11 protein-coding genes are annotated in these 13,779 nt (G+C 43.9%); 3 read left to right on the top strand and 8 right to left on the bottom strand.

All coding sequences use genetic code 11. The features are described 5' to 3' along the window. Positions 1 to 221: 221 nt before the first annotated feature. Positions 222 to 719, top strand: coding sequence for a hypothetical protein (locus ACL6C3_RS11045; protein ID WP_413167222.1), 498 nt, complete (start codon positions 222 to 224; stop codon positions 717 to 719). A gap of 92 nt (positions 720 to 811) precedes the next feature. On the opposite strand, the gene ACL6C3_RS11040 is transcribed toward ACL6C3_RS11045, so the two are convergent. Then, complete coding sequence (locus tag ACL6C3_RS11040; RefSeq protein ID WP_413167221.1) at positions 812 to 2,575, bottom strand: sensor histidine kinase; 1,764 nt, start codon at positions 2,573 to 2,575, stop codon at positions 812 to 814. Positions 2,576 to 3,023: 448 nt separating this feature from the next. Between ACL6C3_RS11040 and ACL6C3_RS11035 the strand changes: the two genes are divergently transcribed. Then, entirely contained in the window at positions 3,024 to 4,421 is a 1,398-nt protein-coding gene (locus ACL6C3_RS11035; RefSeq protein ID WP_413167220.1) for a TldD/PmbA family protein, read from the top strand. 153 nt (positions 4,422 to 4,574) lie between these two features. Here the strand turns inward: ACL6C3_RS11035 and ACL6C3_RS11030 are convergent, their stop codons facing one another. From ACL6C3_RS11030 to ACL6C3_RS11020, 3 genes are all read right to left on the bottom strand, one after another. Next, positions 4,575 to 4,808: a hypothetical protein gene (locus tag ACL6C3_RS11030; RefSeq protein ID WP_413167219.1), complete on the bottom strand. Its 234-nt coding sequence runs from the start codon at positions 4,806 to 4,808 to the stop codon at positions 4,575 to 4,577. 606 nt (positions 4,809 to 5,414) lie between these two features. Beyond that, positions 5,415 to 5,840: an Hsp20/alpha crystallin family protein gene (locus ACL6C3_RS11025; protein WP_413167218.1), complete on the bottom strand. Its 426-nt coding sequence runs from the start codon at positions 5,838 to 5,840 to the stop codon at positions 5,415 to 5,417. 351 nt (positions 5,841 to 6,191) lie between these two features. Continuing rightward, positions 6,192 to 8,618, bottom strand: coding sequence for a hypothetical protein (locus tag ACL6C3_RS11020; RefSeq protein WP_413167217.1), 2,427 nt, complete (start codon positions 8,616 to 8,618; stop codon positions 6,192 to 6,194). Positions 8,619 to 8,861: 243 nt separating this feature from the next. Here ACL6C3_RS11020 and ACL6C3_RS11015 point away from each other — a divergent pair, with 243 nt between their 5' ends. Next, complete coding sequence (locus ACL6C3_RS11015; protein WP_413167216.1) at positions 8,862 to 10,004, top strand: RNA-guided endonuclease InsQ/TnpB family protein; 1,143 nt, start codon at positions 8,862 to 8,864, stop codon at positions 10,002 to 10,004. A gap of 97 nt (positions 10,005 to 10,101) precedes the next feature. On the opposite strand, the gene ACL6C3_RS11010 is transcribed toward ACL6C3_RS11015, so the two are convergent. The 4 genes from ACL6C3_RS11010 to ACL6C3_RS10995 all read right to left on the bottom strand — a co-directional run bounded on the left by ACL6C3_RS11010 (position 10,102) and on the right by ACL6C3_RS10995 (position 13,659). After that, positions 10,102 to 10,305, bottom strand: a complete 204-nt coding sequence (locus ACL6C3_RS11010) for a phycobilisome linker polypeptide (RefSeq protein WP_009787432.1) — start codon at positions 10,303 to 10,305, stop codon at positions 10,102 to 10,104. Positions 10,306 to 10,553: 248 nt separating this feature from the next. Further along, on the bottom strand, positions 10,554 to 11,039 hold the full coding sequence (gene apcB, locus ACL6C3_RS11005; protein ID WP_413167215.1) for an allophycocyanin subunit beta: 486 nt from the start codon (positions 11,037 to 11,039) through the stop codon (positions 10,554 to 10,556). Between the two features lie 80 nt (positions 11,040 to 11,119). Then, positions 11,120 to 11,605 (bottom strand): allophycocyanin subunit alpha, encoded by a 486-nt coding sequence (gene apcA / locus ACL6C3_RS11000; RefSeq protein ID WP_413167214.1) that lies wholly within the window; start codon positions 11,603 to 11,605, stop codon positions 11,120 to 11,122. Positions 11,606 to 12,189: 584 nt separating this feature from the next. Beyond that, positions 12,190 to 13,659 (bottom strand): hypothetical protein, encoded by a 1,470-nt coding sequence (locus ACL6C3_RS10995; RefSeq protein ID WP_413167213.1) that lies wholly within the window; start codon positions 13,657 to 13,659, stop codon positions 12,190 to 12,192. Positions 13,660 to 13,779 lie beyond the last annotated feature (120 nt).

Below are 13,779 nucleotides of genomic sequence, written 5' to 3'. Positions count from 1 at the left end.
ATCAATTTGAATTTAGTCGGGAAGAAATTGTAGATATCGGAAGAAATATGGGTCTAAGTGCGAAAAACTGCGGTGATGTAATTTATAGTTACCGATTTCGTAGACCTTTACCTCAAGAAATCAGAGAGACTCAACCTCCTGATTTGGAATGGATAATAGAATTAGCAGGTCGAGGAGTCTACCGATTTAGCTTAGAACGAGTCAATCGTATCGTACCCAATATGAGTTTAGTTGAAATCAAAATTCCCGATTCAACTCCTGAAATCGTTGAAAAATATTCATCTGGTGATGAACAGGCTCTCCTTGCAAAGATTAGATACAATAGATTAATTGATATCTTTTTAGGGATTACCGCTTATTCTTTGCAAAATCATTTGAGAACAACTGTTCGTGAGATTGGTCAGATAGAAATAGATGAGGTTTATGTAGGTTTGAATCAAAGGGGATCTCAGTTTATTGTACCTGTTCAAGCTAAAAGTGGAAACGATCAAATTAGCGTTGTTCAAACCAAACAAGATGTTGCATACTGTACAGATCATTTTCCCGAGTTGGTTTGTCGTCCGGTATCCGCTCAGTTTATTGATAATAATCTGATCTCAATGTTTGAGTTAACTATAAATGATTCGGAGGTTAGAATAGTCGAAGAAAAGCACTATAAACTGGTTACTGCTCAAGAAATTTCCGATGTGGACTTAGAACAGTATAGATCTGATTACTGAATCAAGTAAATCAGACGGTCAGTAAACTTAATAACTTTCAGAAACCCGGTTTCTCAAAGAAACCGGGTTTCTCTGGAATTACCCTCTGATATTTAACATTTTAACGGCAAGAAAATCGTCATGGTTTTACCCTGTTGAGAGCGTTGTCGCACAACCAATTTACCGCCAAGCGCTTCAAAAAGATTCTTCGTTACCGTCAGATTTAAACTCAACGCCCCCGTTTCCGGTTGGAACATTAACAACCGCCCGATAGACTTCAGAGAAGACTTAGCAGCGGCTTCAAACGGAGAAGAATGTTGAGACTGACAGTGAGATTCTAATTGTAATTTTAACTGATGTCCGGCCAGACGAACTTCAACTTGAATATGACTTCCCGAGGGTAAACTGCGAGTAAAATTCTCGATAACACCCGTCAAAACTTGATCCAACATCGTCGGATCGCTGACCACATGGGGCAACTTTTGAGGTAAACTAACTTCTAAGGTGTGATTGCGCTGAGTCGCTTGTTTTTGCCAACGGGGGAGACTACTTTGAAAGATATCTCCGAGCGACATAGGTGTGAGTTGAACCGAGGGATTTTGAGTTTTATTTTCAGACGCTTGTTTAGCTTGAGAAAGTTCTAACTCAACCGCTCTAAAAATCAGGTTAAAGCGATCGATTTGTGTGCTACACTCATGATCGATCATCTCTAACCGCTTGCGAACAATATCGGGATCGAAAGTTTTCCGCTTTAATAATAATCGGGTTAACGTGCGAATCGTTGCGAGCGGCGTTCTGACTTCGTGGGCGATCGCTTGAATTAACTCAACCTGAGAAGCGTCAAAACTTGCCTCAGTAGATGTGTGAGTATTGGGAACATGACCGTTACAAGGGGTCGGGTTAGAAACATTAACAAACACTTCCTGAGACTGAGAAGCTTCTTGAGAAGCGGGGTTAAGCATTCTCATCGTTTCGCGGGGTTTTTCGGAGTCTAGAGGTAAATTCTCCAACAATAAACGAGAAAACTGCATCACCGTTTTGTAGTGAGGATCGACAACGGGAAATTGTTCGATCCAACTCTCAACCACCGCCACCGGATCGATCATTGCCTCAGAAGATTTAAACTCATTTTGATTGTTAATTTGCTGAGTTCTTTGTCGCAATAATTCTAACGCTTCTTCAACAACATCCGGATCAAAAGAAAATTGAAACGCCGGACAACCCTTGGCATCTTCTCCCAAAACCATCACCAAACTAAACCGAGAAGTTAATACAATACAAAACGGTTCGGTCGCTTGGGGATCTTCCCGCAATAAAGGAAAGGCAAAAGTTGGGGGAATAGAAGCGTTACAAGCCTCAGACACCGGAAGCAAAGGCAAAGTTTGTCGGGTCGGTACAGAAAACCCCTCCCAACCCGGTATCTGGGGAAGAAAAACTTGAGTCGCAAAATTCAACGCCAAAGCCGGATGAATTAAAATCGGAGTGGGACCCGAAAGCACTAACCCCTGACAAGTCGAAGGGTATGCGGCTTGAGATTTTTGAACTTGAGATTTTTGAACTTCAGGTGGGGGTCTATCCTCGGTTAGCGTCTCTCGTCCGGTGGCGTGAGTCAACTCTTTTTTCCTAACTTCAGACCCCGAATAATAACTCGGCGATCGCTGGCGACCCTGTTGTATAATAAGATCTCTAAGGAGTTGATTAACCGCTTTGATCGCGCCCCACCACTCCCGTTCGGCCTTAAGTCGTTGTTTACTGGCATAATAAACCGTGTAAGGATTAGATTCCGAAGCCGCTCTGGTATGGGCATAGAAATCTAGGGAACTCTCTAACCCCTGACGGGCTAATATTTCACTAATTTTTGGTAGAAGCTGGTTCACGGTCATTTTCCGCCTTTCACCTCAAAACTGTAAAAACTTCATCGTTAACTTAACTCAGTTCCAGCCTACCCGATATAAACTTTTAATATAGAAGTTGGAAGACTGAACCTTTGACGCTATTTTTCAATATTTTTAGCATCCTCTCTGACTCTTAGGATACCGAGATCTTGACGGCTTTGAGATTCGTAGAACCGAACCAATTAGTCGCAATCACCGCTTTTACAGTGAACAGTTAACAGTGACCAGTGACCAGTTAAGAGGCAATAGGCGCTTCTTGCAATAGGCAATAGGCAGTTATCAGTTATCAGTTATCCGTAGCATGATACTGGTCACAGGTCACAGGTCACAGGTCACAGGTCACAGGTCACTGTCTGCTGAACTTCTATCCCTCATAGTCTGATACAAAATAGTAGAGAGATACTGTTAACGTTGCAGCAAAATAATATTTATGCCAACCTTGCTCACGGACCTGAAAAACTTACTGGCTGATTTAATCGAGCGCTACCGTTCACAAGTTGATTATTTAGCAATTCGAGTCGAAGAAGCCGAAGAAACCGATATTTTACTCAGAGGCGATCGCATTGAAACCCTCAGCGAAGGCCTTTCTATTGGCGGACAAGTTCGCGCCTGTCACAAAGGCGGTTGGGGTTTTGCCAGTTTTAACCGGCTCACAGGGCTAGAAGAACGCATTCGTGAAGCGATCACTGCGGCGAAACTGATCGGAGAAGAAGAAACCCTACTCGCGCCGATTCCCATTGTACAGGAAACTCGGATTTTACCGTTAACCGGAACCGATCCGCGTCAAGTTCCCCTGGCGGACAAAAAAGAACTTTGCGATCGCTACGGTCATATTTTGCGGAGTGTTGACCCCCGAATTACCACAATTTCGGTTCGTTACAGCGACAGCACCCAACGCATTCTTTTAGCGACTTCTGAAGGGACTTTACTCGAACAAGGTTGGGTAGATATGGAAATGCGCTTCGCCGCCACCGCCCGCAACGGGGAAACCGTACAAACGGGACGGGAAACCACCGGATCGCGCAGCGCCTACGAAGATTTAACGAACCTCGACGATCAAGTTCGCAGTGCGGCGCAACGGGCGGTTAATTCCCTCGATTTGCCTCCGGTTAAGGGAAATACCTACACGGTGGTGATCGATCCGATTTTAACCGGTTTGTTTGTTCACGAAGCCTTTGGTCATCTTTCGGAAGCGGATATGACCTATGAAAATCCTGATTTATTGGAAGTAATGACCATCGGGCGTCAGTTTGGGCCGAAAAACCTGCAAATTTTTGATGGTGCGGCGCCGGTTGGACATCGGGGAAGTTATTTCTACGATGATGAAGGAACACCCGCAACCACAACGCAGTTAATTCAAGATGGGGCGTTAGTCGGGCGTCTGCACTCTCGGGAAACCGCAGGGAAGTTAGGAGAAACTCCCACCGGAAATGCTCGCTGTTTGAATTATCATTATCCCCCTTTGGTGCGGATGACGAATACCTGGATCGAACGGGGAGAGACTGCGGTTGAGGATTTATTTAGTGAAATTAAGGAAGGGGTTTATGCGCGAAATTGGTTGGGGGGAATGACCAACGGGGAAATGTTTACGTTTAGTGCGGGGGAGGCTTGGATGATTCGCAATGGAAAGCTGGCCGAACCGGTGCGAGATGTGACGTTATCGGGGAATGTGTTTACGACTTTAGCCGATATTGAAGGGATTGGGAATGATTTTTATTGGGATGAGTCGGGCGGTTGTGGAAAAGGCGGACAAAATGGTTTACCTGTGGGTTGCGGGGGGCCGAGTTTGAGAATTCGCAATGTGGTTGTTGGGGGGGAAGTTTCTTAATGGCTTTTTGATAGGTATTTGATCCGTCTGAAAAAAATATCGGAATTCCTACCGAGGAATTCCGGGTAATGTTTATTTGACTGGTATTGTGTGTTGGTAGGTTGAGAGGTTAAGTACAGGTGATTGAACAAATACGCCTCGTTTCTATAAAAACTAGGATGAAGTTCGACGAGTATCACCTCGACTGGCATCAGATTCACCATCTTCTGTATTTTGTTCGTCGCCGTTTAAGAATATCAACCCCGAAAACTCGGATTGAGCTTGAAGCGTTTGAAGTTGGTTGCTGAAGTTCAACTGAGCAGAAAGATTGTTTTCCAACAGTGACGAAGAAGTGAATAAGCCGGAATATAGCAAGCTAAAAACAGAGAGTAACAGGGGTTTTAGCATGGTTTAACCTGGGCTAAGGGGGTCACTTCTGAGTTCAGTTACTTCGTTGTTTGATCAGGAAATATCTGAAAATTTGTTCCTCGATCCGCTCCAACAAACCTCTCTTGGCTGAATTTTATTAACACAGTTGAAGATTAGCGTCCACTCCCGCGATTAGGATCGTTACAATTGTTCGTGCAGCTAACCTCACCGGTTTCTTGAACGAGCAAAAATGATGCGGCTTTGATACTTTTTATTGCATCAGTCGCCAGAAATGAAAGGAAACTGAATAATAAGATGAAAGTGTAGAAGCGCATAACTGTATCCGTATGAGTGTGTCCACTCTCTAATACAGAAAGTCTGTTCGAGATCCGGTTAAAATGATCAAGTGGTTGTTCATAGAGTATTTTTTTATAAAAGTCCAAAAATAATCATCTGGACATTTTTCTGATTTCTTTTGCTTCTTCCGTTTCCCCCGCTCCCCCGATCGGCTTCTTCTGCAAATATTGAACTTTTGAAGGCGATCGCCAACGCATATAATTAAAAAAAATCCCGTTAACGAACTTAACGGGATTACAGCTAATTTTTGATGGTTTTAACGGTTATATATCTAGACGTTGATGCAATTTAATTGACACCGCTATAGGATTGAGAATTGTTGGCAGATTCAACCGCTTTTGGTAAAATCAAGGTCAAAATTCCATTAAAGTAGTTGGAGGTTATACCTTGACGAACGATCGCTTGGGGAAGGGCGATCACTTTCCGAAATTTTTGGAATTTTGCAGTCTCAGGGGGCGATTCTATTGTTTGTTTAGGATAATATAAGTTTCCCGAAAGTACAATGGATTCTCGGGTAACTTGCATTTCTAAACTGTTTTCTTCTAAAGTCGGTAAAATTGCTTTGATCACAATCTCATCTTCTGTTTCCTGCAACTGAATCGCCGGACTTTGAAAATTACTATTTCCTCCAAGTTCGGCTTCATTAAATACTTGATCGACCTGACGATCAATATTTTCTAGGTCTTGAAAGGATTGATAGTGGGTGAGTACCATGATTTTTAAACTCCTCAAAAAAGTTCAATGTTAACTGCAAAAGTGAGATTGATTAAAATTAATTTCAGTTCAATTTTAGTCCGTTCTCTCCTTGAAATGACTCAAGCAGATGAGAAAGACATTCAAGTAACTTTGTCTAAAAAACCCTGACCTCCGCCCATCAAAATGCGCGGAAAACCTCTACTAGAAACCCCTTTTGAAAATCCCCATGAGGTTGAGTCCGATCAATAACAAAACCCTGAGAGTTTATCAAGTTAAAACTCTCTTACGATTTGACAGAAATATCTCTGGCTAAACCCATAAGAATTTCTGTCTATATCAATTAGGAATTGTCAATGTCTTTTGATCGACTCATTCCTCATCTAAAGGCAAAGTGGGAGCCGCAGGAGGAACTACAGAACGTTCGACAATCACTTTATGACTTTCTCGTTGAGTCTGCATCTCAACGGCGATCGCCTCAAATTGAACCTCTAAACTGCCGTAAGCAATCTCTAAGTTCACTGTGGTTTCAATCTGGTTTAAACCGTTTGGTGAAAACTCGGTTAACCAGCGTGGCCCGTCTACAATACTGCGAGACTGGCGATCGTACACCCATATTTTTACATAAATTCGCGGTAAATTGTCGCTCATACACACGCGAACTTTTACGGTTCGACCGGCAATTATTTCGGAATCGATCACTTCTAAAATGGGAGGAGGGATCGGTTCATCTTCTGATAGGGCGCTGGCGGCTTCAGAAGGAGATAATCTGGGATTAGAGCTTAATAATCGCAAGCTCGGTTGTGAACTAGCAGAGGATGGGGTTGTCTCGGGTTGCGGTTCATCATCGACGACAATTTCTTGAGACTCCCAATCTTCTTCGAGAGGGGGAAATAGGGGTTCGGCTTCGGTTTGTGGGGGGGGAGCGGATGGTTTGGGCGAGTCATCGGGGCGAGTTTGAACAAAAGAGGTGTCGGGGAAAGGTGTGGGTTTGGCTTTTTTCATCCATTGGGACAAATCCTGATCTTGAGCTAAAGCGTTTAAGCGGGACCAAAAGCGATTTTCTAGGTTCAACGCTCGAAAAGCCGGATCGACTGGCGTAACCGGGACTAACTGGGCTTCTCCGCTGTCGTCGGGGTCCGTTTGAGAGTTTACGGGTTCTTGTGAGGTTTCATCGGTTGGGGTGAGAATTTCGGCATCTGTCGCCTCTCCAGAAGCGGATGTTGGTTGTTCTGGGGTGGGTTTTGCTTCCTCAACGGGTCGGGTGCTATTGTCTGAGATAAAATGACCAAAACTCGGGAGTTCGAGGGATGATGGGGGCGAAGCTGTTTCTTTTTTGGCAGTTTGAGGGTTAGCTTGAGTAACGGGAACGGTGGGACGGCGTGTATAGGGTTCCGATGGCGGGGGTTCTGGCGAGGGTGGGGCGTTAGGATCGATTAATTTTAAGCGATTTTTCGGTTCGATTTCCTCGTCGGGTTGATCGTCTTCGATGCTGATGTCGATTTCCTCAAAGCTGGTGAATTCTCCTCCAATGGCGGTGAGAAGATGTTCAACTTGAGTGGCGATGGTAAAGGAATGGTTTGTAATGGATTCTCCCCCGCTGGAAATAACGATTTCTCCCAAAATTAGGCGGGTTTGGCATTGAAAGGGTATATAAATGATACATGAAAAAGGCGTCGGGAGAGTATCGAGGGAAATTTTTTGCTGAACTTGTAATAAAGTATTGAAGTTATGCGGATCGCGCAGGTATACTTTTAATTGAGGTTGATCTAAACTCGATTTTAGAGATTGACCTTCTAATTCTTCTAAAGATTCCGCCGGTTCGATCTGTCCGGATATTAATAAGGCTTGTCCGAGTTTGGCGACGTAGGAATCTTGTTGCAGTTTGAGTTGAATATCATCTACATTAACACTGAGATCATCTGAGGGGGACTCGGATGTAACGGGTTGGGGTGAATCTCCATTGAGGGATTCTATCTCAACTGAAGGTTCTTTGATCTGTTCGTCGGCGATCGCAATTTCTGGAGATGATGACTCTGAAGGTTCAGTTTCTTCGGTTTGAGTCGAGTCTATATCGATTAATTCCGGTTCGGGTTGAGTTTCACTTTGATCAATCGCGATCGCAATTTCTGAAGATGATGACTCCTGTGACTCCTCTGGGGGTTCAGTTTCCTCGGTTTGAGTCGAGTCAATAACGATTAATTCCGGTTCGGGTTCGGGTTGAGCGTCTGGGGGTGGAGTTTGTGAAGTGCTGTTGCGTTCGTCTATAATTTCAACAATGGATTTTTCTGTTGTCGCTGTCTCGGGGTGTTGATTTTCATCCAAATCGCGATCGTCAGCATCATAAATCGTCACCGCGTCTTCGGTGTCGGAGTCTGAAACCGTTTCCACATCTGAGTCGGAACTCTGAGGCGGATTAAAATCTGAGGGTTCTTCTAACGGTTCGGAGTCACTGGAGAGAACCCGCAACTTTACCAAATTCTCAGAAGACTTGTTAACGAGAGCCGCCTGAAGATGAGGTGAACAGGACAGTTCCCAAATTCCCGGCTTGAGGCGAGTGTAGGGAATGACAACCATTAACCCTTCGCCCGAAGTATTGGTCGTGCGAGTTTGCACGCGGCGAACGGGGGGAGTTTCCTCCAGAGCGTGATGGGTAATGCGAACTTCGATTTTGGCGTTCGGATAACCGGAACGAGCCACAACCCGATAACGTCCTTCTAGAATTTCCACATCTGGAGTTTCCAAAGGTAGCCAAGTTGTATCTCCTTCTCTTTGAAGCAGAAATTCCCAATTTTTCATCTCCATCTCCCGCCCTAGTTCTGCTACACCCATTTATAATAGCTGACGAGAGGAACTCAAAAAGAAATCACAAAAGAAATTAGAATTGAGAGTTTCCCATTTCCCATCCCTCGCCAAACCCACAGGGGGAATGTTACAGAGCGTTAAAATCTAATTGAACCTTTTCAAGTCTACTCATCAAGCATGATATTATTGTCGTCTGAATAGATTTGTATTGGGATCAGAAGTTGAACGTTCCCTCAAATGAGAATAGGATTTAAGACCGAACTCAATCCAAACAATAGACAGCGTTCCTCATTCGCCCGTCATGCAGGCATCGCTCGCCATGCGTGGAATTGGGGGCTAGGTATTACCCTGGGTATTCTAGAACATAACAAAACCAATCCGGATAACAAAATCAAATTCCCCACCGGAATTGACTTGCACAAGTGGTTAGTGGCGTTGGTCAAACCGGAAAATCAGTGGTATTACGAATCATCAAAATCCGCCCCTCAAAATGCGCTGAGAAATCTGGCACTTGCATGGCGGCGGTGCTTCAAAAAAATCTCAAAACAGCCCCGGTTTAAAAAGAAGGGTAGAGATGACAGTTTCACTCTCGACGGTTCAATCAAACTAGAACCTTTTAGGGTTAAACTTCCCCGCATCGGTTGGGTGAGAACTTTTGAACGACTACCCCACAATATCAAACCCAAGTCGGTCACAGTCTCTCGAAAGGCGGATAGGTGGTTTGTCAGTTTGAGTTTTGAAACCTCACCCGATCTTACGCCGAAAACCGTCGATGTTGTTGGCGTAGACCTGGGTGTAAAATCCCTGGCTACCTTGTCAACTTCAGAAGTCTTTGAGGGAGCCAAATCTTACCGCAAACTCGAATCAAAACTGTCGCGCTTGCAATGGTTGAATCGTCGCAAGTTGATGGGTTCTGCTAATTGGAAAAAAGCCCAACTCAAGATAGCCAAACTGCACCAGAAGATCGCTAATATCCGCAAAGATACGTTGCACAAACTTACTACATATCTAGCCAAAAACCACAGCCGGATAGTGATTGAAAACTTAAACGTGAAGGGATTGATGGCAAACCGAAAGTTAGCCAAAGCAATTTGCGATATGGGTTTTTACGAATTTCGCCGCCAACTCGAATACAAATGTGAACTGTACGGCTCGGAGTTGATTGTTGTTTCTCGTTGGGAACCTTCAACAAAAAGATGCTCTAACTGCGGTCATCTCAAAGAGATGATGCCGTTACAAGCACGGGTTTATCACTGCCAAAAATGCGGTTTTCAATGCGATCGCGATCTAAATGCTGCTAGAAATTTAGCGGCATTGGCGGGCAGCTTGCCCGTGTCAGCCTATGGATCGGACAGTGCCGACACTTCCGAGATGAAGTAGGAAGAAAACATCAAACCCATCCAACTCTGCCTAGATTTGGGTAATTTTGGATAGGTTTGAGTAGGTTTTTCAGAGCGGTTATGGCGTGGGAACACCATTACATCAAACCTGTATTCATTCCAGGCTTTCCGGTCGCCAACTCCACCTTAACGATTTTTCCGCCCATTTTCATAATCCGTTGCTGTTCGCGGAACCAGTTATCGTAAGGAACTAATTTGGTAAAGTAAGTATTTTGTAATTCCCGCTGAGTCCGAATCCGAGTTTGGCTCGGAACACAAGCCGTCACTTTAAACATTCTCATGGTAATGATTCTCCCGAAATCAAATTCCCAGTTTTTCCAGTTATTTTTAAATTGAAGGCAGGGAGTCACCAAGTCAATACTAGCTCACGAAAACTCATCATTTGACAACAGACAAGCCTTTAGCGTTCTAGCACTCACGACCGACTTCCCTAGCCTTGGTTGAGACGATTGAGCCACAAACAACAAAGGAGAGAATTGCTTTTTTAATTCTTAAATCTTTGTTGAATTGGTTCGTATGAGCAAAAGTTCTAGCTTAAGCCAGAGCAGATGTAGTCGAAGTAAACGCCCATTTCTTTACCGGCGTCAGCACCAACTAAACCAGCAGTGACTTCTTTCATGGCTTGAATGGCTTGTACAGTCGAACCGATGGGTACACCCAGAGAGTTGTAAGTTTCTTTTAAACCGTTGAGTACACGCTCATCCAAGATAGAAGGATCGCCTGCTAACATGGCGTAGGTAGCATAGCGGAGGTAATAGTCTAAGTCGCGGATGCAAGCTGCATAACGACGAGTCGTGTACATATTTCCGCCCGGGCGGGTAACATCAGAATACAAGAGAGACTTGGCTACTGCTTCTTTAACGATAGAAGCGGCGTTAGCGCTGATTGTGCTTGCAGCCCGAACGCGCAGTTCACCAGTCGAGAAATAAGCTTTGAGCTTATCGAGAGCGCTGGAATCAAGGTATTTTCCTTGAACGTCAGAGGAATTGATTACGGCGGTAATTGCGTCTTGCATGATTGACTCTAATATTCCTTAAAGTGTTGCTGCTGAATCTAAGATTCTTAAGTTTTGGGTCACAAAGATCAACGATGATCCTATGACATTCTACCGATAACGTAGTCGAAGTATGCTGAGGCTTCAGCAGCATCTTCACCAGACAGCAAGGAGGTTGCAACGCTCTTCATGGCGCGAACACCTTCTGCAACTGCTTCGATGGGAGTACCGAGAGACTTGTACATTTCACGGACGCCAACGATGCCGATTTCTTCGATGGGAGTAACGTCGCCTGCTACAATTCCGTAGGTGATCAGACGGAGGTAGTAGTCTAGGTCACGCAAGCAAGTTGCGGTCATTTCTTCACCATAAGCGTTTCCACCGGGAGAAACCACATCAGGACGCTTCTGGAACAGTTGGTTTCCTGCTTCTTTGATGATGCGCTCACGAGCCGATGTCATGGTTTCAGCAACGCGAAGACGACGCTCACCTGTAACAACAAATGCTTTGATTCGATCTAACTCACCCGGGCTGAGATAACGAGCCTCAGCATCTGCATTCACAATGGATCTAGTGACGATACTCATTTTTTACCAAAGAGTTTTAGCTAACGTGTTCCTGATTTTACCCTCGACTGGCCAGAAATTTTATGAATCTGTTGTCGGGGTCGATCATTTTTTGGGGTCAACCCGAATCAAACCTTGTTAAGTGCCGTCCTGTCAAGAGGACTAGCCGTAGCTGTTTTACACTCAACGAGTGCTGATTTGTCCCGTCTTACAGCTTTTTAACCCGATTGCGACTCTACTCGGGCCGCAACATAAAGTTACATTCTCTGCTTGACGGTCAGTCGGTAGTCAGCCGGGACATTGCCCGATCTTTTTTACCTCCTACCGGATGTATTTTGAGGCATTACGTTCACAATATTAGTAGTCTCGTAATATTTTTTTACATTCCCTCTCATTCAAGGGTAGGTGTCGGGTGTCGGGTGCCGGGTGTCGGTTCTGTAGGGGCGGGTTCTGACTAAATCTATGTTTTCGGCGGAAATAACTTACATAAACCCGCCCCTCCCCCATTACAAAATTAATCAACCGCATATTAGATCACAAACCGGGGCGGGGCGGGTTTACAGAGGTTGTTTTTGAGAAGATATACATCAACTCGGAACCCGCCCCTACGAAAGGGTTTTTGTTCGCTTTTTCATCATAATTCTTTTTTCTATTTCTTGAGAATTGAGGCGATAAAGGGTTAATTTTTCTTGAACTTGGGGTGCAATTAAAGTATCACTGGGAATGGTTTCAAGTAAGCTAATTGCGGCTTGCCATTTGTTTTCTGCCTGTTGCCAAACTTCTAAGGGATAGGGCGGATTTTTAACAAGAACTGAGGCTTCTAATGCGAGTTTTTTCGCCGAGTTAAAATTGGCGATCGCAGTTTGTTCTTGGATTAATTTTTGATTGGCTCTGTTATAATCTTCTTGATAAATTGCCAACTGTTTTTGAACGGGTTCTGATTGCTTTTCAGAAGCGGGTAATTCTTGTAATTCGGCGATCGCATCTTGCCATTTTCCTTGCGCTTCTCTCCAAGCGGTTAAGGATAAAGGTTGATTATCTACGGCTTCGTTTGCTTCCATTGCTAGGGATTGAGCGGACTTTAATCGCAGTTCTAACGGTTGATTTTCTGCCAATGCACTAATTTGTTTTCGAGAGTTGACCGAGGCTTTGGGGATGAACTGAACGCCGCCTAAAATCCCAATCACAACCGCCAATAACAGCAGGGGACTCCAACCGAAACGCTGACGATTTTTAGCGGTTTTTCTGTCAGTTATTGCATCGGATTTTACCGGAGAAAAAGATTCTATGTTGGGCTGGAGTAAGGTTGGCTGTTGTCGGCGGAGTGCTGTTTTTTGTTCTTCTAAGCGGGCTTGCTGTTGGCGAAGTTCTGCTTTTTGTTCTTCTAACCAAGCTTCTTGTTGACGTTTGAGTTCTTCTTGTTGTTGATACCACTGTTGCTTTTGTTGTTCAAACTCGGCTTTTTCTTTGGCAAAGAGTTCGGTTTGGGGTTGAACAATTGATTGATATTCTTCTAACTCTAAAAGAATAGAATAAAATCGTTTATGTTTTCGTTTGAGGTTTTCTGTCGGGAGTTGTTTTCTGAGTGCTTTTATGAACTTGCTAATTTCAAAGGTTAAGGTTTCTATTCCTTCGTAGGCGATGCTTAAATAGGGAAAATGTGTATAACGGCGAATATCAATAGCAATAAATTCGAGTAAATGATGTAAAAGCGATGTAAAATTGAAAGTCTCTTTGTAGGAGTTGTATCGAATAAAGTCACCAAAGCACAAAAGCAGATTATTATGGATGAGTAACCGTTCTAAGAGTTGTTCTTGTTGTTCTCGTTTTTGATACCATTTTTGTTTGGTTTGTTCATCCGCCCAGAGAATTTCTAATTTATCCAAATCTCCAAATTTACCATGATTTTCTTTTTCGGTTTCCAAACGACTCTGAAGATTTTTTAGGGGAAGTTTGAATTGTAGAATATCATAGGCGCGTCGCTGAATACCATCCTGAGGACAGAAGACAATTTTCATCTGTTCAACTACAATCTGAAATTCTCGTTTAAGCTGAAGCAGTACCTCTGTATTCATCGCTGCACCTCATTGAACTCTATCAAGCGAACGGTAATACTTTAGTTTGCCATAGAATCAACGGTTTAGCCAAAATGTTATAAAAATTTTCAACTCATCCTTTCGGTTGGCTTAGACTTC

Source organism: Capilliphycus salinus ALCB114379, from assembly GCF_047276495.1.
Taxonomy (GTDB): domain Bacteria; phylum Cyanobacteriota; class Cyanobacteriia; order Cyanobacteriales; family Microcoleaceae; genus Capilliphycus; species Capilliphycus salinus.
This window is presented reverse-complemented; position numbering and strand designations above follow the sequence as displayed.

Excerpts from the sequence above, each read along its gene's own strand:
- ACL6C3_RS11020 (WP_413167217.1), bottom strand. The coding sequence starts at position 8,618 with ATGAAAAATTGGGAATTTCTGCTTCAAAGAGAAGGAGATACAACTTGG.
- ACL6C3_RS11010 (WP_009787432.1), bottom strand. The coding sequence starts at position 10,305 with ATGAGAATGTTTAAAGTGACGGCTTGTGTTCCGAGCCAAACTCGGATT.
- apcB (WP_413167215.1), bottom strand. The coding sequence starts at position 11,039 with ATGCAAGACGCAATTACCGCCGTAATCAATTCCTCTGACGTTCAAGGA.
- ACL6C3_RS11025 (WP_413167218.1), bottom strand. The coding sequence starts at position 5,840 with ATGGTACTCACCCACTATCAATCCTTTCAAGACCTAGAAAATATTGAT.
- ACL6C3_RS11045 (WP_413167222.1), top strand. The coding sequence starts at position 222 with ATGAGTTTAGTTGAAATCAAAATTCCCGATTCAACTCCTGAAATCGTT.
- ACL6C3_RS10995 (WP_413167213.1), bottom strand. The coding sequence starts at position 13,659 with ATGAATACAGAGGTACTGCTTCAGCTTAAACGAGAATTTCAGATTGTA.
- apcA (WP_413167214.1), bottom strand. The coding sequence starts at position 11,605 with ATGAGTATCGTCACTAGATCCATTGTGAATGCAGATGCTGAGGCTCGT.
- ACL6C3_RS11015 (WP_413167216.1), top strand. The coding sequence starts at position 8,862 with ATGAGAATAGGATTTAAGACCGAACTCAATCCAAACAATAGACAGCGT.
- ACL6C3_RS11035 (WP_413167220.1), top strand. The coding sequence starts at position 3,024 with ATGCCAACCTTGCTCACGGACCTGAAAAACTTACTGGCTGATTTAATC.
- ACL6C3_RS11030 (WP_413167219.1), bottom strand. The coding sequence starts at position 4,808 with ATGCTAAAACCCCTGTTACTCTCTGTTTTTAGCTTGCTATATTCCGGC.